Here is a 24,668-nt window from a genome sequence, read left to right as displayed (position 1 = left end):
CTCAGCATAAGGTCGCCGACGGCACCACTACGGCACCATCTCGGCGCGACTACGGTCCGACCGCGACCGGACGGGTAGGGTCGGCAGCCCACTCCGACCAGGATCCGGGGAACAGTGCGGCGTCGACACCCGCGGCTGCCAAGGCTGCTACGGCCACTGCGGCGGTGACACCGGAGCCGCAGTACGCGCCGGCCTCGGTGCCTTCGGTGAGTCCCCGCTCAGCCAGCAGCCCCCGCAGGTCGGCGTCCGGCAGCAGGGTGCCGTCGGTGGCGAGAACGCGGGTGCTCGGCAGGTTGACCGCTCCCGGGATGTGCCCGGCGGCCGGGTCCATCGGTTCGACGTCGCCGCGGAAGCGCTCGGGTGCACGGGCATCGAGCAGGACGCCGCGGTGCGCGCCGGCCTCTTCGGCGGTGATGGTGCGACGGGCACCGTGGTACAGGTCGTCGTGCGCGACGACGACGTCACCCGGCTCGGGCTGGACCGGGCCGCTCTGCAATGCCCCGCCCGCAGCCGTCCACGCCGCGAGGCCCCCGTCGAGAATCCGGACATCGGGGATGCCTGCCGCGGTCAGCACCCACCACGCCCGGCCGGAACCGGCCCGGTTCCAGTCGTCGTACACCACGACGGGTACCCCGGAGCGCAGACCCCAGCGGCGGGCCGAGGCTTCCAGGCACCGTCCGGACGGCAACGGGTGCCTGCCGCGGCCGGCCACGCCGTGGTCGGACAACTCGTCATCCAGGGACACGTACACCGCCCCCGGCACGTGCCCGGCCAGATACGCCTCGGTGCCATCGGGCTCTGCCAACGTCCACCGCACGTCCAGGACCGTGACCGGATCCCCGGTCTCGATCAGTTGCCGCAGTTCGGCGGCGGTGACGAAGACGTCTGCTCGTGCTGCACTCACTGCACCGAAGCTACATCACCTTCGACAGAAACGCCTTCGTGCGTTCATGTTTCGGATTGGCCATCACTTCACGGGGATTGCCGCTCTCCACGATGACGCCGCCGTCCATGAACACCAGCTTGTCGGCGACCTCACGGGCGAACCCCATCTCGTGCGTCACGACCACCATGGTCATCCCCTCACTGGCGAGGTTCTTCATCACCGCAAGCACCTCTCCGACGAGCTCGGGGTCCAACGCGGAGGTCGGCTCGTCGAAGAGCATCAGCTTGGGACTCATCGCCAACGCGCGCGCGATGGCCACCCGCTGCTGCTGACCGCCGGACAGCTGGGCCGGGTAGGCATCGGCCTTTGCCGACAATCCGACCTGGCCGAGCAGATCCTTGGCCCGCTTCAGCGCTTCGTCCTTCTTGACCTTCTTGACGTGGACGGGCGCCTCGATGATGTTCTCCAGCACCGTGCGATGCGGGAACAGGTTGAAGTGCTGGAACACCATCCCGACCTCGCGCCGTTGCTTGGCGGCCTCTTTCGGGCGCAGCTCATGCAGCTTGCCGCCGCGCTCGCGGTAGCCGACCAGTTCGCCGTCGACGTAGAGCCTGCCGCCGTTGACCTGTTCCAGGTGGTTGATGCACCGCAGGAACGTCGACTTGCCCGAGCCTGACGGCCCGACCATGCACAGCACCTCGCCGCGACCGATGTCGAGGGTGACGCCCTTGAGGACGTGCAGCGCGCCGAAGTTCTTGCACACACTCTCGGCGCGGACCATGGGTTCGGTCATGGATGCGGCTCTCCCATCTGCGCCTTGGCCAGGGTCTCCAGTTGCTTGGACGTCAGCTTCCGCGACGCGCCCCTCGCGTAATACCGCTCCAGGTAGTACTGCCCGACCATGAGCACACTCGTGACGGCCAGGTACCAGGTGGACGCCACCAACAACAACGGGATCGGTTGGAACAGCGCAACACCGATGTCTTTGGACCGCCCGTACAACTCGAAGCTGTACGGCACCGCGGTCACCAGTGACGTGGTCTTGAGCATGCTGATGAACTCGTTACCGGTCGGCGGGATGATGACCCGCATCGCCTGAGGCAGCACGGTGCGGCGCATCGTCATCCACCACGACATGCCGAGTGCGGTCGACGCCTCGGACTGCCCCTCCGGTACCGAACTGATTCCGGCGCGGATGATCTCCGCCATGTAGGCCGCCTCGTTGAGACCCAGGCCCAGGATCGCCAACATGAAGAAATTCGGTTCGCTGAGGCTGAATTTGAAGAAGGTCGGGCCGAACGGCACGCCCAGTTGGATGTTCTTGTAGATCACCGGGACCAGGCCCCAGAGCACCAACTGCACGTATACCGGTGTGCCGCGGAATATCCACAGATACAGCCAGGACACCGCTTTGAGCACCGGATTCGGCGACAGCCGCATCACCGCCAGGGCGACCCCGAGGATCAACGCCAGCACCATGGAGAAGATGGTGAGCTGCAGGGTGTTCCAGGCGGCCTGCGAAATCCGTTGGTCGAACAGGTATTTCCCGAAGGTGTCCCACCGGTAGGCCTCGTTGGTGGCCGCGCCGTACGCGAACAGCGCCAGCCCGATGATGACGAGACCCGCCATCACCCACCGCCACGGATGCCTCAGCGGGACAGCATCAATGGCGGCAGGTGAGGTTTCCTCTTCGACAGCCGGAGGCGGCGATGCGTCTGCCATTCCCGCCTCAGCTGGTCGCGCCGTTGATGACCGGCTTGTCGATCAGTCCCTTCTCGGCGCCCCAGTTGGCGGCCACCTGCTTGTAGGCACCGGTCTGGATGAGGTGCTCGAGGGCCTTCTGCAGCGACTGGGCCAGCGGCGAGCCCTTGGGGACCACCCAGCCGTACGGCGCCGAATCGAAGATCTCACCGACCTGTTCGAGTTTGCCGTCGCTCTGCTTGATCGCGTAGGCCGTCACCGGGGAGTCGGCCGACATGGCGTCGGCCTGCCCGAGCAGCACCGCGTTGGTGGCTGCGGACTGGTCGTCGAACTTCAGTACGGCGATGGCGGGCTTGCCCTCCTTGGCGCACTTCGCATTGCGGGCGGGCATCTCGTTGGTGTCCTGCACCGTCGCCGTCTGCACCGCGACCCTCTTGCCGCACGCGTCGTCGGGGTTGATGCCCGCGCCGACCTTCTGCGCCCAGGCCGAGCCGGCCTGGAAGTAGGTGACGAAGTCGACCTGCTGTTCACGTTCCTTCGAGTCGGTGAACGACGACATGCCGACGTTGTAGCTGCCGCCCTGCACGGACGGAATGATCTTGTCGAACGCCGATGGCCGGTACTCCGGGGTCAGTCCAAGGGTGGCGGCGATGGCGTTCATGAGGTCGACATCGAACCCGATGATCTTGCCGTTGGGATCCTTGAACTCGTTCGGCGCGTACGTCGGATCGGTACCGACGACGAGCTTGCCGCTCGACTTGATGGGATCCGGCACGGTGTTGGCGATGGAGTCGACCTTCTCAGCCGTTGCCGCGGTGGTCGCCGTGCCTGACGTACCGCTGTCACTGTTGTTCGCGCACCCCGAGAGCATCAGGGCGCCACTTGCCGCGATCACCCCTGCGACGCGCCACATTTTCCCCCGACGGACGTGACATCCAGCTTTCACAGTTGCCTCTTCTCTCTGCCTAGGGCCGTCTTCCGCCCTCATCAAACCGGAGACGTTAACGACCGCGGCCCCAGCCCGCACTGGGGGTAACCGAACATTAACGACCGCAGTACGACACCACAGCGGTACGGTAAAATCCGCGTCCGGCGTTGTTTGTTGTGCCAAACTGCCAGCATGGAAACCACTGCTGCACCAAGCCTGTTGCCTCATCTGTGGAAGGCAACGCTGGCAACTGGCGTTCTCGCAGTCATTCTGGGCGTACTGGTGTTCGTTCGCCCCGCTGCCGCAATCATCGTGACAGCAATCTTCTTCGGCGCTTACCTCTTGGTGACCGGCATCTGGCAGGTGGTGCTCGCGCTGAGCCTGCGCTCCCCCGCCGGTAGCCGCGTACTGCTGTTCATCAGTGGCGCGGCGTCGCTCGTTCTCGCCGTGCTGTGTTTCGTCAACCTGGACAACTCGATCCAATTGCTCGCCATCTGGATTGGTGTCGGCTTCATCTTCCGCGGTGTGGCTACGGCGATGTCGGCCATCGGTGATCAATCTCTGCCCGGACGCATTTGGGAGATCATCGTCGGCATCCTCAGCATCATCGCGGGCGTCATCATGTTCGTCGCACCGGTCGAAGGCCTGGTCGCCGTCACCCAGGTGACCGGCATCATCCTGATCGTGCTCGGCATCGTCGAGGTCGTCTCCGCCTTCGGCATCCGAAGCGACGCCAAGAAATTGAAGGCCGCCTTCGCCCCGGAACCGCCCACGGTGACGTAACCCACCGTGTCGATGATCCCGGGACGCTGGTTGCCGAGACGGATGTCTACTACACTTCGTCGTAGATTGACCTAGCGACCTCGGAAGTAGGGTCAGATGGACGCACTGGATGTGTCACGGTGGCAATTCGGAATCACCACCGTGTACCACTTCATATTTGTTCCGCTGACCATTGGGTTGGCACCGTTGATCGCCATCATGCAGACCGTGTGGGTGATCACCGACAATGACAGCTGGTATCGGCTCACTCGGTTCTTCGGCAAGCTGTTCCTGATCAACTTCGCGATCGGCGTGGCCACCGGAATCGTGCAGGAGTTCCAGTTCGGGATGAACTGGAGCGAGTACTCGCGGTTCGTCGGCGATATCTTCGGCGCGCCGTTGGCCATGGAGGGCCTGGCCGCGTTCTTCTTCGAGTCCACGTTCATCGGGCTGTGGATCTTCGGTTGGACGCGGCTGCCCCGGCTGGTGCACCTCGCCTGCATCTGGGTGGTGGCCATCGCGGTGAACATGTCGGCGTTCTTCATCATCGCGGCCAACTCGTTCATGCAGCACCCGGTCGGAGCGGTGTTCAACGCGGAGAAGGGACGCGCCGAGCTGACCAGCATCGTCGCCCTGTTCACCAACAACACTGCGATCGCCGCGTTTTCGCACGCGGTCGCCGGAGCGTTCCTGACCGCAGGTGTGTTCGTCGCGTGCGTGTCCGCCTGGTGGATGGTGCGATCGCACCGGCTGGGCGCTGTTGATCATATTGCCGACAGCGCCGGTCATCACAGCGGCACCACCCCCGCCCAAGACGCGGTCAACATGTACCGGCCGGCCACCATCCTCGGCTGCCTGGTGACCCTGGTTGCGGCCATCGGGCTGTTCTTCACCGGCGATGCCCAGGGCAAGCTGATGTTCCAGCAGCAGCCGATGAAGATGGCCTCGGCAGAATCGTTGTGCCACAGCCAAACCGACCCGGATTTCTCGGTGCTGACCGTCGGGACCCACAACAACTGCGACAGTGTCGTGCACGCCATCGAAGTGCCGTTCGTCCTGCCGTTCTTGGCCGAGGGCAAGTTCAGCGGCGTGCACCTGGACGGCGTGCAGGATCTGCAGCAGATGTACGAACACAAGTTCGGGCCCGGCGACTACCGGCCCAACCTGTTCGTCACCTATTGGTCGTTCCGCGCGATGATCGGATTCCTCGCAGTGCCAGGTCTTTTCGCGGTCGCCGCGCTGTGGCTGACCCGTGGCGGCCGGATTCCGAACCAGCGCTGGTTCTCGTGGTTCGCGCTACTGACCATCCCCACACCGTTTTTGGCCAACAGCGCGGGATGGGTGTTCACCGAGATGGGCCGCCAGCCCTGGGTCGTCGCGCCCAACCCGACCGGTGATCCGAATATCCGGCTGACCGTGGCCCAAGGCGTGTCGCACAACTCGATGACCGTCGTGGTGCTGTCCCTGGTGACCTTCACATTGCTCTACGCCGTGCTCGCGGTCATCTGGTTCTTCCTGCTGCGCCGCTACGTCGTGGCCGGGCCGCTGGAACACGACTCCGAACCGGCGCCGCCGGCACCGCCGGGTGCCGACGACGTCGCACCGTTGTCGTTCGCCTACTGAGCGCGCCGTACGAGTCGAGGAGCGATTCGATGGGATTACAGGAACTCTGGTTCATTCTGCTGGCCGTGCTGTTCCTCGGATTCTTCGTCCTGGAGGGATTCGACTTCGGTGTCGGGATGTTGATGAGCTTCTTCGGTCGGGCCGCGGACGTGAGGAGCAAATCGGACACCGCAGGTCGCGCCGGAACCGATGCCGAGCAGCACCGCCGCGCCGTGCTCAACACGATCGGCCCGGTGTGGGACGGCAACGAGGTGTGGCTTATCACCGCCGGCGGCGCGATGTTCGCGGCGTTCCCGGAGATGTATGCGACCGTCTTCTCCGGTCTGTATCTGCCGCTGCTGGCGATCCTCTGCTCGATGATCGTGCGAGTGGTGGCCATCGAATGGCGCGGCAAGATCGACGATCCCGGCTGGCGCCGATGGGCTGACATCGCCATCGCGGTCGGATCGTGGGTGCCGGCCATTCTGTGGGGCGTCGCGTTCGCGGGGCTCGTGCACGGCATGCCGGTCGACGCACACGGGCAGATGCACGCCGGAATCACTGACATCGTCAACCCGTACACCCTGCTGGGCGGCGTGGCCACCGGATCGTTGTTCGCCCTGCACGGTGCGGTATTCGTCGCGCTGAAGTCCAGCGGCACCGTGCGCACCGACGCGTTCGGTTTCGCCGGGAAGTTGGCGATCCCGGCGACGGTCCTGGTGGCGGGCTTCGGAGTGTGGACCCAGCTCAGCTACGGCAAGCCCTGGACCTGGATCGTGCTGGGGATCGCCGTGGTGGCGCAGTTGGCCGCGGTGGCCAGGGTGTTCAGCCGCACCGGCGAGGGCTGGGCCTTCGTCTGCACCACGATTGTGGTTGCCGCCGTGGTGGTTCTGCTGTTCGGTGCGCTGTACCCGAATCTGGTGCCCTCGACACTGAACCCCGATTGGAGCCTGACCATTCACAACGGTTCGTCGTCCCCGTACACACTGAAGGTCATGACCTGGGCGGCGCTGGTGTTCGCGCCGCTGGTGATGGTGTACCAGGCGTGGACGTATTGGGTTTTCCGCAAACGCATCTCAGCTGACCGCATACCGGAGCCGATCGGGCTCTCCCGGCGGTCGGACTGAATCTCTGGCGCGCCCTGGGCATCCGCGGCGGGACGGGATCCGTCACGGCGCTGCGCCGCTACCTGGCGGCCGCGGTGGCCTGCGGCGTGGTGATTGCCGGGAGCACCATCGCGTCGGCGGTGGTGCTCGCCCATCTCGTGGCCGGTGTGGTCGTCAATCCCGATTCCGGATCAGACTGGCATTCCTCGCTTCTGGCGCTCGGACTGATCTGGACCGTCCGTACCGTCGCGCAATGGCTGCAGGGCAGGCTTTCCCAGCGCGGCGCCACCGCAGTCATCGGCGAGTTGTCCGGCCAGGTTCTGCGTTCGGTGACCGCTCTGCCGCCCCGGCAATTGGCCGCCGACCGGGATACGGCCGCCGCGGTGGTGACCCGCGGCCTCGACGGGCTGCGGCCATATTTCAGCGGCTATCTGCCCGCCGTGGTGCTCGCCGGCATCCTCACCCCGGCAGCTCTGGTGGTGATGGCGTGTTACGACATTCAGGCCGCCGCGATCGTGATGATCGCGCTCCCGCTCATCCCCATCTTCATGGTGCTGATCGGGTTGCTCACCGCGGACCGGTCGGCGGCGGCGCTGAGTGCGCTGACCACCCTGCAGAGCCGGCTACTCGACCTGGTCGCCGGGATCCCGACCTTGCGCGCGCTCGGGAGGGCCGGCGGGTCGGTGCAGCGCATCGCCGAACTGTCCGCCGCACATCGGCGTTCGACCATGGCGACGCTGCGGATCTCGTTCTTGTCGGCGCTGGTGCTGGAACTGCTGGCCACACTCGGCGTGGCCCTGGTGGCGGTCAGCGTCGGCCTACGACTGGTCTTCGGCGATATGACACTGGCGGCCGCCCTGACCGCGTTACTGCTGGCCCCTGAGGTGTTCTGGCCGCTGAGACGGGTGGGTGCGGCGTTCCACGCCGCGCAGGACGGCAAGACCGCGGCCGAGGCGGCCTTCGCACTGTGTACTGCGCCGCCTCGACCGGCCGGGACCCGTATGCCACCGGGGGCAGCGCCCAGGATCGACGTCGCAGGCTTCGGCACTGCGATCGAACCGGGGCGGGTCACTGTTCTCACCGGTCCCAACGGTGCCGGGAAAAGTACGGCGCTGCAGGCGATTCTGGGTCTGACAGATGAGCCAGGGGTAGAGGTCGACGGAGTCGAGGTGGGCGAGCTCGACCCGGAGGCCTGGTGGCGTCAGGTCGCCTGGCTGCCACACCGTCCGGTGCTGATTCCTGGTACCGTGCGCGCCAACCTGGAGTTGCTCGGCCCGTTGCCCGATCTCGACAGTGCCTGTCGCAGTGCAGGTTTCGATGAGGTCTGCGACAGCCTTCCGGACGGGTTGGACACCGTGATCGGCCGTGACGGGGTGGGCCTGTCGCTCGGGCAGCGGCAACGGCTCGGCCTGGCCCGCGTACTCGGGTCCCCCGCCCCGGTGCTGCTGCTGGACGAGCCGACTGCTCACCTGGATGCCGAACTGGAGGCTCGCGTCCTGCGCGCCATCACGGCCAGGGCAGCCTCCGGCGCCACCGTGGTGGTGGTCGGGCACCGCGATCCGGTGCTGGCGATCGGCGATGCGGTTGTGACGGTGGGTGATTCACGTGTTCCGCGATGACCCGCTGCTGGGGTTCTCCTGGCAACTGCTGAGGCCCCGGGTCGGTCGGCTGGCGCTGGCCAGCATGTTCGGGGTGCTGTCACTGGGCAGTGCCTTGGCGTTGGCCGGCATCTCCGCATGGCTGATCACCCGGGCCTGGCAGATGCCGCCGGTGCTGGACCTCTCGGTGGCCGTGGTTGCCGTTCGCGCGCTGGGCATTTCCCGAGGAGTGCTCGGCTACTGCCAACGGCTGGCGTCCCACGACACCGCTCTGCGGGCGGCAGCCAATGCCCGTACCGGGTTGTACCGCCGGCTCGCCGAGACGGCCACCGATGACGTGATGCGGATGCCCAGCGGTGAACTCGTGGCCCGAATCGGCGGCTCGGTCGACGATCTGGCCGACGTGCTGGTGCGGGCACTGTTGCCCATCGTGGTGTCCGTGGTGCTGTCGGCCGCCGCAGTCGGCGTCATCGCCGTGATCTCGCCTGCCGCCGCTGCCGTGCTCGCCGTGTGCCTGCTGATCGCTGGGGTCCTCGCTCCCGGCATCGCGGCCCGCGCCGCCGACGCATCGGAATCAGTTGCTGCGCACCATCGTTCGCAGCGCGACACGGCCACCATGTTGGCGCTCGAATACGCCCCGGAGCTGCGCGTCAGTGGGCGCCTGGCCGCGGTGATCAACGAGTCCGAGCGACAGCACACGGCCTTGGGCCACGCCGTCGACAGAGCCGCGGCGCCCGCCGCTGTCGCCGCCGCCATGCCCAGCGCAGCCATCGGTGCGAGCGTGCTGGGCTCCGTCGTCGCTGCCCTCGCCCTGGCGCCGACGGTCGCCCCGACCACCGTGGCGATCCTGATGTTGCTGCCTCTCTCGGCATTCGAGGCGACCGCCGCCCTGCCAGACGCCGCTTTGCAGCTGGGGCGCTCACGCATCGCTGCCCGCAGACTGCGGGCCCTCACCGAACCCGAGCCAGGCCTGCGTCGTCGTCCTGCCGCCGCAGCGGTGGACCTGCAGCCGGGCGCACGTCTCGCGGTCCTGGGCCCCAGCGGCTCGGGCAAGACGACGTTGTTGATGGCGATCGCCGGCCAGTACACCGAGAAGCCGCAGCGCGCAGCGTTTTTCGCCGAGGACGCGCACCTGTTCGACACCACGGTGCGCGACAACCTGCTGGTAGCCCGAGGTGACGCCACCGACGATGAACTGTCGGCTGCCCTGCATCGCGTCGGCCTCGGAACTTGGTTCGCGGCACTTCCCGACGGGTTGTCCAGCATTCTGGTGGGCGGCGCGGCTGCAGTGTCTGCGGGCCAACGCAGGCGGCTGCTGCTGGCCCGGGCGCTGATCTCGAGCTTCCCGATCGTCCTGCTCGACGAGCCGACGGAGAACCTCGACGCGGCCGATGCCGAACGCATCCTGACCGAGTTGCTCACGCCCGGCGGCCTGTTCGCGGCCGACCGAACCGTGGTGGTGGCAACGCATCATCTACCGGCCGGTGTCGACTGCCCGACGATCCGCTGTGCGGCGCTGCCCCGCAGGTCCGACGAGTAGCCTCGGTCACATGACCGACGCGCGCGGTGGTGGTGGCACAGAGTCGGACAGACCCGCTCCACCGGCCGCATCGCCGACACCGTACGGACCGTACCCGGGCCCCTACCCGCCGCCGCCCTACAGCAGCTATCCCTCGCCGCCCTACGGTGGCGGTTATCCGCCGTCTCCGTACGGTGGCTATCCCGTGCCACCCCCGCCGCGCCCAGCAGTCGGACCACGCAATGGGCTTGGCACCGCAGCGCTGGTGCTCGCCATCATCGGCCTCGTGCTGTCGTTGTCGGTGATCGGTGGCATCGTGCTCGGGCTCATCGCGGTGATCGTGGGGATCGCGGCGCTGGGCCGGTGCAAACGCGGCGAGGCCGACAACCGGGGCGTCGCCACCAGCGGCATCGTGCTCGGAACCATCGCCGTGGTGGTGTCGATCGCCTTCATCTGGGTGTGGATCGGCGTCGGTCAGCGCTGGTTCGACGAATTCGGCGGCCGTGAATACATGGATTGCATGCAACGCGCGGGCAGCGATCCCGTCGCACAACAACAGTGCGAGGACGCCTTACGCAGCCGGGTGGAGCACGGTCTCGGCGTCACTCCGACGTCGACGCGCTAGCGCGACGCGGGAAAGTACTTGACGATGCCTTCCTGCACGACCGTCGCCAGCAGCTGCCCGGACTCGTCGAAGAAGTGTCCGGTGCCAAGGCCGCGGGACTCGGCCGCGACCGGAGAGGTGGTCGAGTACAACACCCATTCGTCGAACTTGATCGGCCGGTGAAACCACACCGAGTGGTTCATCGTCACCGCGAAGATGCGGTCGAAGCCCCACGACAGACCGTGCGTGGTGATGATCGAATCGAGCACCGTGGTGTCCGACGAATACACCAGCGCGGCGCCGTGCAACACCGGGTCGTCGGGCATGGTGCCCTCGGTCTTGAGCCACACCCGGTTGTGGTCGAGGCGCTCCCCTTTGTTCCGCATCACCCAGGCCGGGTCGTTGGTGTAGCGCCATTCGATGGGCCGCAACGCCTCGACGAACAAGGGCACGGTTTCCTCGTATCCCCGCAACAGCTCATCGATCTTCGGCAGCGTGTCGGGGTGTGCGACGTCGGGCGCGGCCACGCTGTGTTCGAGGCCGCGCCCGCCGTTCATGTAGGAGAGCATCACGGTTGTCAAGAGCTGACCGTCCTGCATGACGTCCACCCGACGATTGGCGAAACGCTTCTCGTCGCGTAGCCGCACGATGTGGAACTCGAGGTCTTTCTCGGGGTCACCACCGGCGATGAAGTGGGCGTTCAGCGCGCTCGGCGGCTGCTTGTGCTCGAGTGATCGACCACCCGCCACGAACGCCTGCGCGATCATCTGACCGCCGAACGTGCGTATCGGGTTCTTGCTCGGGTGCGTCCCGATGAAGAGGTTGTCGTCGACGCGCTTGAGGTCGAGAACCGCCAGCAGCTCCTCGAAATCCGAGTGTGACACCGGGCCCCTCTCCTCGTTTAGACGTCCTCCTCACCGATGCGGTGCACATGGATCAGATTCGTGGAGCCTACTGTGCCCGGAGGAGCACCCGCGACGATGACCACCAGCTCACCGCGCTTGTAGCGGCCGAGCTCCAACAACGACTTGTCGACCTGACGGATCATGTCGTCGGTGCTGGACATCTGCGGGACGATGAACGTCTCGGTACCCCAGGTCAGGGCGAGCTGGCTGCGCACCTCGGGCAGTGCGGTGAACGCCAGCACCGGCAGCGGCGTGTGCAGCCGGGCCAGTCGGCGCACCGTGTCGCCCGACTGGGTGAACGCGACCAGCGCCTTGGCGTCCAGCCGCTCACCGATGTCGCGCGCCGCATACGAGATGACACCGCGCTTGGTACGCGGAACGTGGGTCAGCGGCGGCACCACGACCGAGTTCTCCTCGACCGCGTGGATGATGCGGGCCATGGTCCGCACCGTCTCCAGCGGGTGCTTGCCCACGGAGGTCTCACCCGAGAGCATGACCGCGTCCGCGCCGTCGAGCACCGCGTTGGCGACGTCGGAGGCCTCGGCCCGGGTCGGGCGCGAGCTGTCGATCATCGACTCCAGCATCTGCGTGGCGACGATGACGGGTTTGGCGTTCTCCCTCGCGATCTGGATCGCCCGCTTCTGAACCAGCGGCACCTCTTCCAGCGGCAGCTCCACGCCGAGGTCGCCACGGGCCACCATCACGGCGTCGAATGCCAGCACGATGGCCTCGAGATTCTCGACGGCCTCGGGCTTCTCCAGCTTCGCGATCACCGGAACGCGGCGCCCGACGCGGTCCATCACCTCATGCACCAGCTCGATGTCTGCCGGCGAGCGGACGAACGACAGCGCGACCAGGTCGACGCCCAGCTGCAGCGCGAATTCCAGGTCCTTGATGTCTTTCTCCGACAGTGCCGGGGCAGACACGTTCATGCCGGGCAGCGACATGCCCTTGTTGTTGCTGACCGGGCCACCCTCGGTGACCTTGCAGACCACGTCGTTGCCCTCGATGCTCTCGACGATCAGACCGACATTGCCGTCATCGACCAGCACCCGGTCCCCTGCCACGGCGTCCTCGGCCAGCCGCTTGTAGGTGGTCGACACCCGGTCGTGGGTTCCGGCGCACTCGTCGACGGTGATCCGCACCGTCTCGCCGGTCGCCCACACGGTCGGCCCGTCGGCGAAGCGTCCGAGGCGGATCTTCGGTCCCTGCAGGTCGGCGAGCACACCGACTGCGTGCCCGGTCTCATCGGCTGCTGTCCGGACCCTGCGGTACGCAGCCTCATGATCCGCGTAGTCGCCATGGCTGAAGTTCAGCCGCGCTACATCCATTCCGGCTTCGACCAGCGATTTGACCATCGCGTCGGTGCTAGTAGCCGGACCCATCGTACAAACGATCTTCCCGCGTCGGTTCACGGGTTCAGAGCATAGTCGTTGATCGATTCAGACGACGGCCAGCGGCAGCACACCCGGGCGCACCGGCGCCGGCAGGTCGGATTCACCCATCAGGTAGGCGTCGACCGCGTGGGCCGCGCTGCGGCCCTCGGCGATGGCCCACACCACCAACGACGCTCCGCGGTGGGCATCACCGCAGACGAACACGCCCGGTGCGTCGGTCTGCCAGTCCGAGCCGCACGGCACTGCACCGCGCCCGTTTAGCTGCAGACCGAGCCCGTCGAGCAGGGCCATGTGTTCGACACCCTCGAACCCGATCGCCAACAACGCCAGGTCGCACGGGATCTCAAGCGATTCCCCGACCGGGGTGATCTGGCGGCGGCCCTCGGCGTCGCGGGTGACCCGTACCTCGGCGATCTCCATCGCCCGCAGATGACCCGTGTCGTCGCCGATGAACCGCTGTACCGCCACCTCGAAGTGGCGGGCTCCGCCCTCCGCGTGCGCCGGTGAGGTACGCAGGACCAGCGGCCACGTCGGCCAGGGTGAGAGGGACTCGTCACGGGTTCCCGGCGGCTCCGGGTTGTAGTCCAACTGCGTCACCGATTTCGCACCCTGCCGGTGCGCGGTGCCCAGACAGTCGGCCCCAGTGTCACCGCCACCGATGATGACCACGTGACGCCCGGCGGCCGACAGCGGTGACGGACCGTCGCCCTCACATTCCCGATTGGCCGGTACGAGGTGATCCATCGCCAGGTGCACCCCCGCCAGATCGCGGCCGGGCACATCGTTGTCGCGAGCCCGCAGCGCGCCGACCGCCAGTACAACGGCCTGGTGCCGGGCGCGCAACTGCTCGACCGACAGGTCGACACCCACCTCGCATTCGGTGACGAACCGGGTGCCCTCGGCCCTCATCTGGGCCAGCCGCTGATCGAGAACCGACTTCTCCAGCTTGTACTCCGGGATGCCGTAGCGCAGCAGCCCGCCGAGCCGGTCATCGCGTTCGTAGACCGTGACGTCGTGGCCTGCTCGGGTGAGCTGCTGGGCCGCGGCCAGCCCCGCGGGACCCGAGCCCACCACCGCGACGCTCTTGCCGGTGCTGATGGCGGCAGGCTGGGGCTCGACCGTACCGTCGAGCCAGGCCTGGTCGGCGATGGTCTGTTCGATGCGCTTGATGGTGACGCTACCGCCGGTCTGCTCCTCGCTGATCGAGAGGACGCATGCCGCCTCACACGGCGCCGGGCACAACCGGCCGGTGAACTCCGGGAAGTTGTTGGTGGCGTGCAGACGGTCGCTGGCCGCGTCCCAGCGGCCGCGGCGCACCAGGTCGTTCCACTCCGGGATCAGGTTGCCCAGTGGGCAACCCGCAGTTCCCGAGTGACAGAACGGGATACCGCAGTCCATGCAGCGGCGGGCCTGCTGCGCGACCTCGCCGGCCCGCTCATGCGGGTTCTGCCGTTCGTACACCTCACGCCAGTCCCCGATGCGTTCATCGACGGGCCGCTTGGCGGCCTCCACCTTGGGTACTCGCAGGAATCCGGTCGGATCAGCCACGGCTGGCCTCCATGATCGCGTTGTCGACATCGCGGCCCTCCGCCTTGGCCATCCGGGTGGCCTGCAGCACGCGCTGATAGTCGGTCGGCATGATTTTGGTGAATTGTGAACTGCGCCTTGACCAGTCGGACAACACCGACTTGGCCACGGTGCTGTCGGTGTACTGGGCGTGGCGGGCCACAACCGCCTGCAGCCAGGTCAGGTCCTCGGGCTCGAGCGCCTGCAGCTGCACCATCTCGGTGTTGACCTTCGCAGGATCCAGGCCCAGCACGTAGGCGATCCCACCGGACATACCCGCAGCCATGTTGCGGCCGGTGCGGCCCAGCACCACCACGCGGCCCCCGGTCATGTATTCGCAGGCGTGGTCGCCGACGCCTTCGGCGACGGCCAACGCGCCGGAATTGCGCGCGCAGAACCGCTCTCCCACCCGGCCGCGCAGGAAGACCTCACCCGAGACCGCCCCGTAGAGCAGGGTGTTGCCCGCGATGACGTTGTCCTCGGGCAGGAACAACACGTCGTCGGGCGGCCGCACGATCACCCGGCCGCCGGAAAGACCTTTGCCCACATAGTCATTCGCGTCGCCGATGAGATCGAGGGTGATACCGGGCGGCAGGAACGCCCCTATCGACTGCCCGGCCGATCCCGTCAGGGTCACGTGGATGGTGTCGTCGGGCAAACCGGTCGCACCGTAGCGGCGCGTGACCTCGGAACCGAGCAGGGTACCGACCGTGCGGTTGACGTTGCGGACCGGCAGTTCCAGGCGGACCGGGTGCGCGTCTTCCAGTGCGCCCTCGCAGAGTTGAATCAGGGTGCGGTCCAGGGCCTGCTCCAAGCCATGCTCCTGACCGCGCAACCGGCGACGTTGGGGCAGCTTGGCGCCATGGGCGTCGGTGGACACCGTGAAGATCGGGCTGAGGTCCAGCCCACGGCTCTTCCAGTGCGCGACACCGGGCGCGGTGTCGAGCATCTCGGCGTGGCCGACCGCCTCATCGATACTGCGGAAGCCCAACTCGGCCAGGTAGCGGCGGATGTCCTCGGCGATGAAGGTGAAGAAGTTCTCCACGAACTCGGGCTTGCCGTTGAACCGGGCCCGCAGTTCGGGATTCTGGGTGGCGACCCCGACCGGGCAGGTGTCGAGGTGGCACACCCGCATCATGATGCAGCCCGCCACCACCAGCGGTGCGGTCGCAAAACCGAACTCCTCGGCACCCAGCAGCGCCGCCACCATGACATCGCGCGCCGTGCGCAGGCCACCGTCACACTGCACGGTGATGCGGTCACGTAAACCGTTGAGCACCAACGTCTGCTGCGCGTCGGCCAGGCCGATCTCCCACGGCGCCCCGGCATGCTTGAGCGAAGTGAGTGGTGCGGCACCGGTGCCGCCGTCATACCCGGAGATCAGCACGACGTCGGCGTGCGCCTTGGACACACCGGCGGCCACGGTGCCCACCCCGACACTGCTGACCAGCTTGACGTGGATGCGTGCCTCGGAGTTGGCGTTCTTGAGGTCGTGAATGAGCTGCGCGAGGTCCTCGATCGAGTAGATGTCGTGGTGCGGCGGTGGCGAGATGAGCCCGACACCGGGAGTGGAGTGCCTGGTCTTGGCGATGCTCGGGTACACCTTGTAGCCCGGAAGCTGGCCGCCCTCACCGGGTTTCGCGCCTTGAGCCATCTTGATCTGGATGTCGGTGGCGTTGACCAGGTAGTCGCTCGTCACACCGAACCGGCCCGAGGCGACCTGCTTGACCGCACTGCGCCGCAGCGGGTCATAGAGTCGGCCGACGTCCTCGCCGCCCTCACCGCTGTTGGAGCGGCCACCGAGCTTGTTCATGGCGATCGCCATGGTCTCGTGGGCCTCGGCGGAGATCGAACCGTAGCTCATCGCGCCCGTGTTGAAACGCGACACGATCGATTCAACGGGTTCCACCTCGTTCAGCGGCACCGGCGCCCGCAGCCCGTGTTTGAACTCGAACAGGCCGCGCAGTGCCCCGCCTTCGCGGGACAGTCGATCGACCTCCTCGGAGTACTTGGCGAAAATGTCCCGTCGGCCGGTCCGCGTCGAATGCTGCAGCAGGAACACCACTTCCGGAGTGAACAGATGCAGCTCGCCCTCCCGCCGGAAACCGTACTCACCGCCGACCTCGAGCCGGCGATGGACACGTTCGGTCGGGTTCTCCGGATAGGCACGTCGATGCCGCAGCTTGACCTCTTCGGCGAGCACGTCAAGACCGACCCCGCCGAGCTGGCTGGTGGTGCCGGTGAAGTACTCCTCGACCACTCCGCGGTCGAGTCCGATCGCCTCGAAAACCTGTGCTCCGGTGTAGGACCCGACGGTGGAGATGCCCATCTTGCTCATCACCTTGACCACGCCCTTGCCGAGGGCCTTGACGTAGTTCCGGACTGCCGCGGCCGGCTCGATGCCGGTGAGCTCACCTTCGCGGATCAGGTCTTCGATCGACTCGAACGCCAGATACGGGTTGACCGCCGCCGCACCGAATCCGATGAGCATCGCGATGTGGTGAACCTCGCGGGCATCACCGCTTTCCACCACCAATGCCACCTTGGTGCGTTCCTTGGTGCGGACCAGATGGTGGTGCACCGCCGACACCGCGAGCAACGACGGGATCGGTGCTCGGGTGTGGTCCGAGTCGCGGTCGGAGATCACCAGGGTGCGTGCGCCTTTGGCGATCGCCTCGCTGGCCCGCAGGCGCAGCTCCTCGACGGCCTCGGCGAGGCCGTCACCGCCGCGTTCGACGTCGTAGAGCGCACGCAACACGGTGGAGCGCAACCCCGGATGTTCGCCGTCGTCGTTGATGTGGACGATCTTGCTCAGCTCGTCGTTGTCCAGAACCGGCCAGCGCAGCACGATCTGGCGACATGACGCAGCACTGGGTGCGAGCAGGTTCTCCTCCGGCCCCATCACCCGGGCCATGGAGGTGACCACCGCCTCACGGATGGCGTCCAGCGGTGGGTTGGTCACCTGCGCAAACAATTCGACGAAGTAGTCGTAGAGCAATCGCGACCGCGACGAGAGCACCGCCGTCGGCGTATCGGTGCCCATCGACCCGAGGGGCTCGGCACCCGAGGCCGCCATGGGCGTCAGCAGGATCCGCAGCTCCTCCTCGGTGTAACCGAAAGCGATCTGCCGACGCACGACGGACTCGTGGTTGGGCTGCATGTGGGCCCGATCGGGCAGGGTGGCAAGGTCCAGCAGCCCGGCGTGCAGCCACTCACCATATGGTTCGGCCTGCGCCAACTGCTCCTTGATCTCGTCGTCGGACACGATACGGCCGGCAGCGGTGTCGACCAGGAGCATCTTGCCGGGCTGCAGCCGGCCCTTGGCGACGATCTCGCCCGACGGTACGCCCAGCACGCCGCTCTCGCTGGCCAGGATGATGCGGTCGTCGACCGTACGCCACCACCGGCCGGGGCGTAAACCGTTGCGGTCCAACACTGCTCCGACCAAAGTGCCATCGGTGAAGGTCACGCAGGCCGGGCCGTCCCACGGCTCCATGAGCGAGGCGTGGAACTGCCAGAAGTCCCGTTCGGCCGAATCCATCGTGGTGGCGTTCTCCCACGCCTCCGGAATCATCATCAGCACGGCGTGTGGCAGGCTACGGCCACCCAGGTGGAGCAGTTCCAGAACCTCGTCGAAGGAAGCCGAGTCGGAGGCGTCGGGCGTGCAGATCGGCGACAGCCGGCTCAGATCGCCGGGGATGTGTGCACTGGCCAGCATCGCTTCGCGGGCGTGCATGCGGTTGCGGTTGCCGCGAACAGTGTTGATCTCACCGTTGTGGGCGACGAAGCGGAACGGGTGGGCCAGCGGCCAGGACGGGAACGTGTTGGTGGAGAACCGGCTGTGCACGATCGCGATGGCGCTTTGACAGCGCTCGTCGCGCAGATCTGAAAAGTACTGCGGCAGCTGCAGTGTCGTCAGCATGCCCTTGTAGACGATGGTCCGGCTGGACAGCGACGGGAAGTAGACGTCGCAGCGCTCCGCGCGTTTGCGCAGCGGGTACACGCGCCGGTCCAGGTCGATACCGCCCGGTCGGCCGCCGGCCACCTCCGGGGCAGCGACGAACAGCTGAGCCATGTAGGGCATGCAGCCAAGGGCCGTCATGCCCACGCCGGCACCGTCGGGGTCGACCGGTACCGCACGCCAGCCCAGAACTTCCAGCCCCTCTTCGGCGGCGATGGCTTCGATCCGCTCGCGGGTGCTCTGGCGAACCACCGGGTCCTGCGGGAGGAAGCAGATACCGGCGGCGAAGGTGTTCGCGCCGTCAGCGTTGGGAGCGGGAAGAGCGAAGTCGACCACCTCGCTGAGCAGCTCGACGGGCAGCTGCAGCAGGATGCCAGCGCCGTCGCCACTGTTCGGTTCGGCGCCGGCCGCGCCGCGGTGCTCGAGATTTTCGAGTGCTTCGAGTCCGTTGGCGACGATGCCGTGTGACCGTCGTCCTTGAATGTCGGCGATCATCGCGACGCCGCAGGAATCTGCCTCGTTTGCAGGGTCGTATAGGCCCTGCGCGTCTGGCAATGCCGAGAAAAGCACCTGGATCGCACCTCCACAGTCCGGAACATCCTTGCTCCGGGACTGCACCGGCCCGAATTACGAGTGTATCAGTGCAGGTCGGCGGCTACAGACCAACGAATGTGGGAATCAGCGGGAAGCCGGGCAGATTTCGGACCACAGTCCAGATGACGGCAGCGACCAGGATGGTCGCGACAGCCGGCGCCGGGAAGACCGGCTTGCCCAACCGCCAGCGCACCAGAACCCAGGCCGCCAGCAGCGGAAGACCGACCAGCGCGAACGCGTTGTCGACCACCGCTGCCCCCAGGTCTCCGTGCAGCACATCGTGCGTCATCCGCAACCCACCGCACGCCGGGCAGTTCCAGCCGGTCATCAGCTTGAAGGGGCATGGCGGGAACAGGAATCCGGGTCGGTGTGGGTCGGCCACCGCGGTGTACGCGAGCGCCCCGGTGAGCATGACACCGGCGCCGAGCGCACCGTAGCGCGTCGTCGCGGTGCTCAGGCCCGAGTTAGGTGCCATCGCGCAGCGGACGGCCGTTCGTGTCCCGGACCTTGTCGGTGAAGATGAGGATCGCGTCGATGACGCCCCAGATCCAGGCGCCGATACCGCACGTCAGGATCCCGACGACCAGTTGAATGACGCCCATGGTGGTGTCGCCGATGTAGATGCGCCCGATACCCACGAGTCCGAAGAAGCCCAGCAGCTGCAGCAGCCCGGCGGTGACCTTCGACTTGTCCGAGAACGGCTCGCCGGTCAGCGGGTGGCGCCCGTAGGGCGCCGACGGATCGACATACGCCGGGGGCGGGCAATAGCCATTGGGCTGCCCGTATCCCGGTGGTGGGTACCCCGGCTGCGGCCCGTAGCCGGGAGGTGGCGGTGGATAACCCGCGGGCGGCGGGAACGGCGGTACCGAGCCTTCGGCACCGGCGCCGTATTCCGGGCGATCGGTCATGTTCACAGCATGCCAGAACGGGACTCGTTCAAGCCGCCCTCACGCTCACGTTCCGACGTGAAGTCAGCGCCGGCGTCGCCACCACCGACGACGCTGCGGCGCGGATGCCGGTACAGCCGGAGTGCTGGGCGTGGTCGCGGCAACTTTTGACGTCTCGGGCTTGGCCGATTCGTCTTCTGCCGCATCGGATTCAGCGTTCTCAGTCGCCCCGTCCGTGTCCTCGCCGTCGGTCGCTTCGGTGGCGTCACCACTTTCCGCGTCATCAGCGTCGGCCTTCTCGGGCTCTCCGGTTTCGGCGTCGTCTTCTGCCGTCCCAGATTCTGCGGTTGGAGCTTCCTCAGCTGCTTCACCCTCGGAGTCGGACTCCGAAGCTTCGGGCTCGGTTGTCTCGGGCTCGGCAGCGTCCGACTCCGCAGCCGGCTCCGATGCTTCGGCGTCGGCTTCAGGTTCTGGCTGCTCGGCCTCGTCAGTTGAGGCTTCTGCGGCTGGTTCGCTCTCAGTCTCGGCGGCGTCGGAGTCCGCAGCTGGCTCGGTCTCGGACTCTTCGGCTTCGGAGTCAGTCGATTCCGGCTCATCGGTCGCATCTTCTGCGGCTGGTTCCACCTCAGGCTCGGTGGTTTCCGGCTCGGCGACGGCGTCGGCGACGGCTTCAGGCTCGGGCTGCTCGGTCTCTCCTTGGGGCTCGTCAGCTCCGGCCTTGGACGTCTCGGCCTCGTCGGTCGCGGCGTCTGCGGCTGGTTCGCTCTCAGTTTCGGCAGCGTCAGACTCTGATGCTTCGGCGGCTTCAGTTTCCGGTTGCTCGGTCTCGCCTTCGGCCTCGCCTGTCTCGGCCTCGTCAGTTGCGGCGTCTGCCGCTGGCTCGTCCTCAGTTTCGGCAGCGTCAGACTCTGATGCTTCGGCGGCTTCTGGCTCAGGCTGCTCGCTCTCGCCTTCTGGCTCCGCAGCTTCGCCGTCGGCAGTCTCGGGCTCGTCGGTCACGGACTCTTCGAGTGCTTCGTCCTGAGTCGTAGTGTTTTCCGGCTCCGCGGATGGTTCGGCCTCGGACTCTGCAACTTCGGCCTGGGTCGTCTCGGACTCGTCAGTTGCGGCTTCTGCGGCGGGTTCGACCGCAGACTGCTGCTCGGTCTCACCTTCGGACTCCGCGGCCTCGGCCTGGACCGCCTGGGGCTCGTCGTCTGCGGCCTCTGCGGATGCTTTGCCCTCAGTCGTAGTGGTTTCCGGTTCGGCGTCAGGCCCTGATGCGACGGCGTCGGCTTCAGTTTCCGGCTGCTCGGTCTCGCCTTCGGACTCCGCGGCTTCTGCCTCGGTCGTCTCCGGCTCGTCGGTCACCGCCTCTGCAGCTGCTTCGTCCTCAGAGACCGCTTCGGGCTCGGAAGCCTCGGACTCCGGCGCTTGCGCCTCGGTGACGGGCTCGCTGTCGTCAGTCGGGTCGGCGGCGGCTGCGGCATCCTCAGGTTGCGTCGCGTCGGCCGCCTCGCCCTCGCTTGCGGGCTCTTCGTCGGTCTGCGGCGCGATGGCCTTCAACTCGACCGCGGCGGCAGCATCGGCACCTTCGTCCTCTGCCACGGCGTCCGGGTGCATGTCCTCGGAATGTTCGTCTGCGGTGTCGGAGTCGCCTGCGACCTTCGCGGCCGCCACGACGCCCGATGCGGCCGCCACGCCGACCAGGTCTTTGCCCAGCTCGTCGAGCACCGATTCATCGGACTCGTCACGCGGTCGGCCCGCCAAGGTGGCAGGATCCTCACGGCCCTTGGGGGCCAACATGATGTAAACGACGGCACCGATGAACACGAACGTCGAGGTGAAGGTGTTGATGCGGATGCCGGCCAAATGTGTGGCGGCGTCGCTGCGCATGAGTTCCACCCAGAACCGACCCACGCAATAGCCGGCCACGTACAGCGCGAACAACCGGCCGTGGCCGATCCGGAACCGCCGGTCCACCCAGATCAGCAGGGCGAAAATCAGCAGGTTCCACAACAACTCGTAGAGAAAGGTGGGGTGCACGACCGCCAGCACGGTGCCGTTGGAGACGCCGTTGAGTTGATCGGGCAGGCCAGCGGCGTTGCGCCGATCGTAGATCTCCAGACCCCACGGCACCGACGTCGCGCGGCCGTAGAGTTCCTGGTTGAAGTAGTTGCCGAACCGGCCGATCGCTTGTGCGAGGACGATTCCGGGGGCGATGGCATCGCCGAACGCAGGCAACGGGATTCCGCGTCGCCGACATGCGATCCAGGCCCCGACCGCGCCGAGTGCGACGGCACCCCAGATGCCGAGGCCGCCCTCCCAGACCTGGAACGCCGCGGCCAGGCCCTTGCCTTCGGGGCCGAAGTAGGTGCGCCAGTCGGTCATGACGTGATACAGCCGGCCGCCGACGAGGCCGAAAGGCACGGCCCACAATGCGATGTCGTAGATGACGCCCGGCTCGCCGCCGCGCGCCGCCCACCGCCTGTCACCGATGATCAGTGCCGCAACGATCCCGGCGATGATGCACAGGGCATACGCGCGGATCGGTACCGGCCCCAGATGCCAGACGCCCTGTGACGGGCTGGGCAGGTACGCGAGGACGGTTGTGGTCAAGCCGAAATCCTTTGCCGAACACCGGTGGCCAGTTCTTCGGTGAGCGCGCGGACGGAGTCGAGCCCGTTCTGCAGGGCCGAGACAAGGGCCGATCCGACGATCACCCCGTCAGCGAAGGCCCCGATTTCGGCTGCCTGCTGTCCAGACCGCACGCCGAGGCCGACTCCGACCGGGATGTCCGAGATTTCCTTCACCCGGCTCACCAGCTCGGGCGCTGCGCTGGAGACCGCGTCGCGGGCACCGGTGACGCCCATGGTCGATGCGGCATAGACGAATCCGCGGGACGCCTGCACAGTGGCCGCCAACCGCTGCGGGGTCGACGACGGCGCCACCAGAAAAATCCGATCGAGCTGATGGGCGTCCGAGGCTGCCAGCCAATCGTCGGCCTCTTCTGGAATGAGGTCGGGGGTGATCAGACCGTAGCCGCCTGCCGATGCCAGATCACGCGCGAAAGCGTCAACCCCCTTGCGCAGCACCGGGTTCCAGTAGGTCATCACGACCGCGCGGCCACCGGCATTGCTGATCGCCTCCACGGCGGCGAGGGTGTCACGCACCCGGACTCCCCCGGCCAGCGCGGTCTCGGTCGCCGCGGCGATGGTCGGCCCGTCCATGCCGGGATCCGAGTACGGCACGCCGACTTCCACCAGATCGCAACCGGATTCGACCAGCGCGGTCATCGCCGCGATGGATCTCGGCACATCGGGGAAACCGGTTGGCAGGTAGCCGATCAGGGCTGCCCGTCCTTCCGCTCGGCACCCGTCGAACAGTTCCGCCAACCGGCTCATCAGGCGCCTCCCTCGTCAAGCAGGCCGAACCACTTGGCCGCCGTTTCCACGTCCTTGTCACCGCGACCGGAGACATTGACCAGGATGATCGACCCGGTACCGAGCTCCTTGCCGAGCTTGAGTGCCCCGGCCACGGCGTGCGCCGATTCGATGGCCGGGATGATGCCCTCGGTCCGGCACAACAACGAGAACGCATCCATGGCCTCGGTGTCGGTAATGGGCCGATAATCCGCGCGTCCGGTGTCCTTCAGATAGGCGTGCTCGGGGCCGACACCCGGGTAGTCCAGGCCGGCCGAGATCGAGTGGGACTCGACGGTCTGCCCGTCCTCGTCCTGCAGCAGGTAGGAGAACGAACCCTGGAACGCGCCTGGCGACCCGCCCGAGAAGGTCGCGGCGTGGCGTCCGGTTTCCACGCCGTCACCGGCCGCTTCGAAGCCGACCAGTCGCACGCCGGGATCGTCGATGAAGGCGTGGAAGATGCCGATGGCGTTCGATCCGCCACCGACGCACGCGGTCACGGCGTCGGGCAGGCGCCCGGCCTGATCCTGGATCTGTACACGTGCCTCCAACCCGATGACCCGCTGGAAGTCGCGCACCATGACCGGGAACGGGTGTGGGCCCGCCGCGGTCCCGAAGCAGTAGTAGGTCTCGTCGGCGTTGGTGACCCAGTCGCGGAATGCTTCGTTGATCGCGTCCTTGAGAGTCTTCGACCCGGCTTCCACGGAGACCACCGTTGCGCCGAGCAGCCGCATCCGCGCCACGTTCAACGCTTGCCGCTGAGTGTCGACGGCGCCCATGTAGATCACGCACTCGAGGCCGAGCAGGGCGCAGGCCGTGGCGGTCGCGACACCGTGCTGTCCTGCACCGGTCTCGGCGATCACCCGGGTCTTGCCCATCTGACGAGCCAGCAGCGCCTGCCCGAGGACATTGTTGATCTTGTGAGAACCGGTGTGGTTCAAGTCTTCCCGCTTGAGGAAGAGCCGGGCACCGCCCGCGTGCTCCGAAAGCCGAGCGGCCTCGTACAGCGGCGACGGGCGCCCGGTGTAGTGCCGTTGCAGCCGGTCGAGCTCGTCGAGGAATGCCTGGTCGCCGCGGGCCTTCTCGTAGGCCGCGGTCACTTCCTCGATCACCGCCATCAAGGCTTCCGGCACGAGTCTGCCGCCGTAAGAACCGAAGTGGCCTCGGGCGTCGGGATCATGGACCGTTGGTTCGGCCACGGCTGCGCTGGAACGCGGCAGCTCGGGGCCGGCGATATCCGCCATCAGTGTG

At 67.0% G+C, this 24,668-nt stretch carries 19 protein-coding genes; 6 read left to right on the top strand and 13 right to left on the bottom strand.

Annotation, left to right across the window (positions count from 1 at the left end; all coding sequences use genetic code 11):
* Positions 1 to 49: 49 nt before the first annotated feature.
* The 4 genes from BST13_RS04690 to BST13_RS04675 are packed head-to-tail and all read right to left on the bottom strand — an operon-like array spanning position 50 to position 3,500.
* A complete protein-coding gene (locus BST13_RS04690) occupies positions 50 to 904 on the bottom strand; it encodes a sulfurtransferase (protein ID WP_083161106.1) in 855 nt (284 codons plus the stop codon).
* 10 nt (positions 905 to 914) lie between these two features.
* Entirely contained in the window at positions 915 to 1,667 is a 753-nt protein-coding gene (locus BST13_RS04685; RefSeq protein ID WP_211296014.1) for an amino acid ABC transporter ATP-binding protein, read from the bottom strand.
* An 8-nt stretch (positions 1,668 to 1,675) separates the two neighbouring features.
* Entirely contained in the window at positions 1,676 to 2,608 is a 933-nt protein-coding gene (locus tag BST13_RS04680; RefSeq protein WP_083161102.1) for an amino acid ABC transporter permease, read from the bottom strand.
* Positions 2,609 to 2,615: 7 nt separating this feature from the next.
* A complete protein-coding gene (locus BST13_RS04675; protein WP_083161100.1) occupies positions 2,616 to 3,500 on the bottom strand; it encodes an ABC transporter substrate-binding protein in 885 nt (294 codons plus the stop codon).
* A 207-nt stretch (positions 3,501 to 3,707) separates the two neighbouring features.
* Between BST13_RS04675 and BST13_RS04670 the strand changes: the two genes are divergently transcribed.
* From BST13_RS04670 to BST13_RS04645, 6 genes are all read left to right on the top strand, one after another.
* Positions 3,708 to 4,298: an HdeD family acid-resistance protein gene (locus BST13_RS04670; RefSeq protein WP_083161098.1), complete on the top strand. Its 591-nt coding sequence runs from the start codon at positions 3,708 to 3,710 to the stop codon at positions 4,296 to 4,298.
* Between the two features lie 96 nt (positions 4,299 to 4,394).
* Positions 4,395 to 5,900 carry a cytochrome ubiquinol oxidase subunit I gene (locus BST13_RS04665; RefSeq protein WP_083161096.1) on the top strand — a complete coding sequence of 502 codons (1,506 nt, stop codon included), beginning with the start codon at positions 4,395 to 4,397 and terminating at the stop codon, positions 5,898 to 5,900.
* 29 nt (positions 5,901 to 5,929) lie between these two features.
* A complete protein-coding gene (gene cydB / locus BST13_RS04660; RefSeq protein WP_083161094.1) occupies positions 5,930 to 7,006 on the top strand; it encodes a cytochrome d ubiquinol oxidase subunit II in 1,077 nt (358 codons plus the stop codon).
* 50 nt (positions 7,007 to 7,056) lie between these two features.
* Positions 7,057 to 8,604: a thiol reductant ABC exporter subunit CydD gene (cydD, locus tag BST13_RS04655; protein ID WP_083161092.1), complete on the top strand. Its 1,548-nt coding sequence runs from the start codon at positions 7,057 to 7,059 to the stop codon at positions 8,602 to 8,604.
* Entirely contained in the window at positions 8,591 to 10,123 is a 1,533-nt protein-coding gene (locus BST13_RS04650; RefSeq protein ID WP_083161090.1) for an ATP-binding cassette domain-containing protein, read from the top strand. Before cydD ends, BST13_RS04650 begins: the two co-directional genes overlap by 14 nt.
* A 10-nt stretch (positions 10,124 to 10,133) precedes the next feature.
* Positions 10,134 to 10,727, top strand: a complete 594-nt coding sequence (locus BST13_RS04645) for a DUF4190 domain-containing protein (RefSeq protein WP_083161088.1) — start codon at positions 10,134 to 10,136, stop codon at positions 10,725 to 10,727.
* On the opposite strand, the gene BST13_RS04640 is transcribed toward BST13_RS04645, so the two are convergent.
* The 9 genes from BST13_RS04640 to trpB form a co-directional block, all read right to left on the bottom strand.
* Positions 10,724 to 11,590 (bottom strand): acyl-CoA thioesterase II, encoded by an 867-nt coding sequence (locus BST13_RS04640; protein WP_083161086.1) that lies wholly within the window; start codon positions 11,588 to 11,590, stop codon positions 10,724 to 10,726. The two genes, BST13_RS04645 and BST13_RS04640, sit on opposite strands and share 4 nt — an antisense overlap.
* A 17-nt stretch (positions 11,591 to 11,607) precedes the next feature.
* Positions 11,608 to 13,026, bottom strand: coding sequence for a pyruvate kinase (gene pyk, locus BST13_RS04635; RefSeq protein WP_083161084.1), 1,419 nt, complete (start codon positions 13,024 to 13,026; stop codon positions 11,608 to 11,610).
* A gap of 27 nt (positions 13,027 to 13,053) precedes the next feature.
* Positions 13,054 to 14,556 (bottom strand): glutamate synthase subunit beta, encoded by a 1,503-nt coding sequence (locus tag BST13_RS04630; RefSeq protein WP_083161082.1) that lies wholly within the window; start codon positions 14,554 to 14,556, stop codon positions 13,054 to 13,056.
* Complete coding sequence (gltB, locus tag BST13_RS04625) at positions 14,549 to 19,105, bottom strand: glutamate synthase large subunit (RefSeq protein WP_083161398.1); 4,557 nt, start codon at positions 19,103 to 19,105, stop codon at positions 14,549 to 14,551. Before gltB ends, BST13_RS04630 begins: the two co-directional genes overlap by 8 nt.
* An 85-nt stretch (positions 19,106 to 19,190) precedes the next feature.
* Positions 19,191 to 19,604 (bottom strand): DUF2752 domain-containing protein, encoded by a 414-nt coding sequence (locus tag BST13_RS04620; RefSeq protein ID WP_083161080.1) that lies wholly within the window; start codon positions 19,602 to 19,604, stop codon positions 19,191 to 19,193.
* Positions 19,594 to 20,037 carry an NINE protein gene (locus BST13_RS04615; protein WP_083161396.1) on the bottom strand — a complete coding sequence of 148 codons (444 nt, stop codon included), beginning with the start codon at positions 20,035 to 20,037 and terminating at the stop codon, positions 19,594 to 19,596. The genes BST13_RS04620 and BST13_RS04615 overlap by 11 nt, the downstream gene beginning before the upstream one ends.
* A 63-nt stretch (positions 20,038 to 20,100) precedes the next feature.
* The gene (gene lgt / locus BST13_RS04610; protein WP_083161078.1) at positions 20,101 to 22,614 is read right to left on the bottom strand and encodes a prolipoprotein diacylglyceryl transferase; all 2,514 of its coding nucleotides are present in this window, start codon (positions 22,612 to 22,614) and stop codon (positions 20,101 to 20,103) included.
* Positions 22,611 to 23,399, bottom strand: a complete 789-nt coding sequence (gene trpA / locus BST13_RS04605) for a tryptophan synthase subunit alpha (RefSeq protein ID WP_083161076.1) — start codon at positions 23,397 to 23,399, stop codon at positions 22,611 to 22,613. Before trpA ends, lgt begins: the two co-directional genes overlap by 4 nt.
* Positions 23,399 to 24,661, bottom strand: coding sequence for a tryptophan synthase subunit beta (trpB, locus tag BST13_RS04600; protein WP_083161074.1), 1,263 nt, complete (start codon positions 24,659 to 24,661; stop codon positions 23,399 to 23,401). Before trpB ends, trpA begins: the two co-directional genes overlap by 1 nt.
* Between the last annotated feature and the right edge of the window lie 7 nt (positions 24,662 to 24,668).

The organism is Mycobacterium aquaticum (assembly GCF_002086485.1).
GTDB lineage: Bacteria > Actinomycetota > Actinomycetes > Mycobacteriales > Mycobacteriaceae > Mycobacterium > Mycobacterium aquaticum.
Note: the sequence above shows the minus strand (reverse complement) of the source record. Positions and strands in the feature narration are given on the sequence as shown.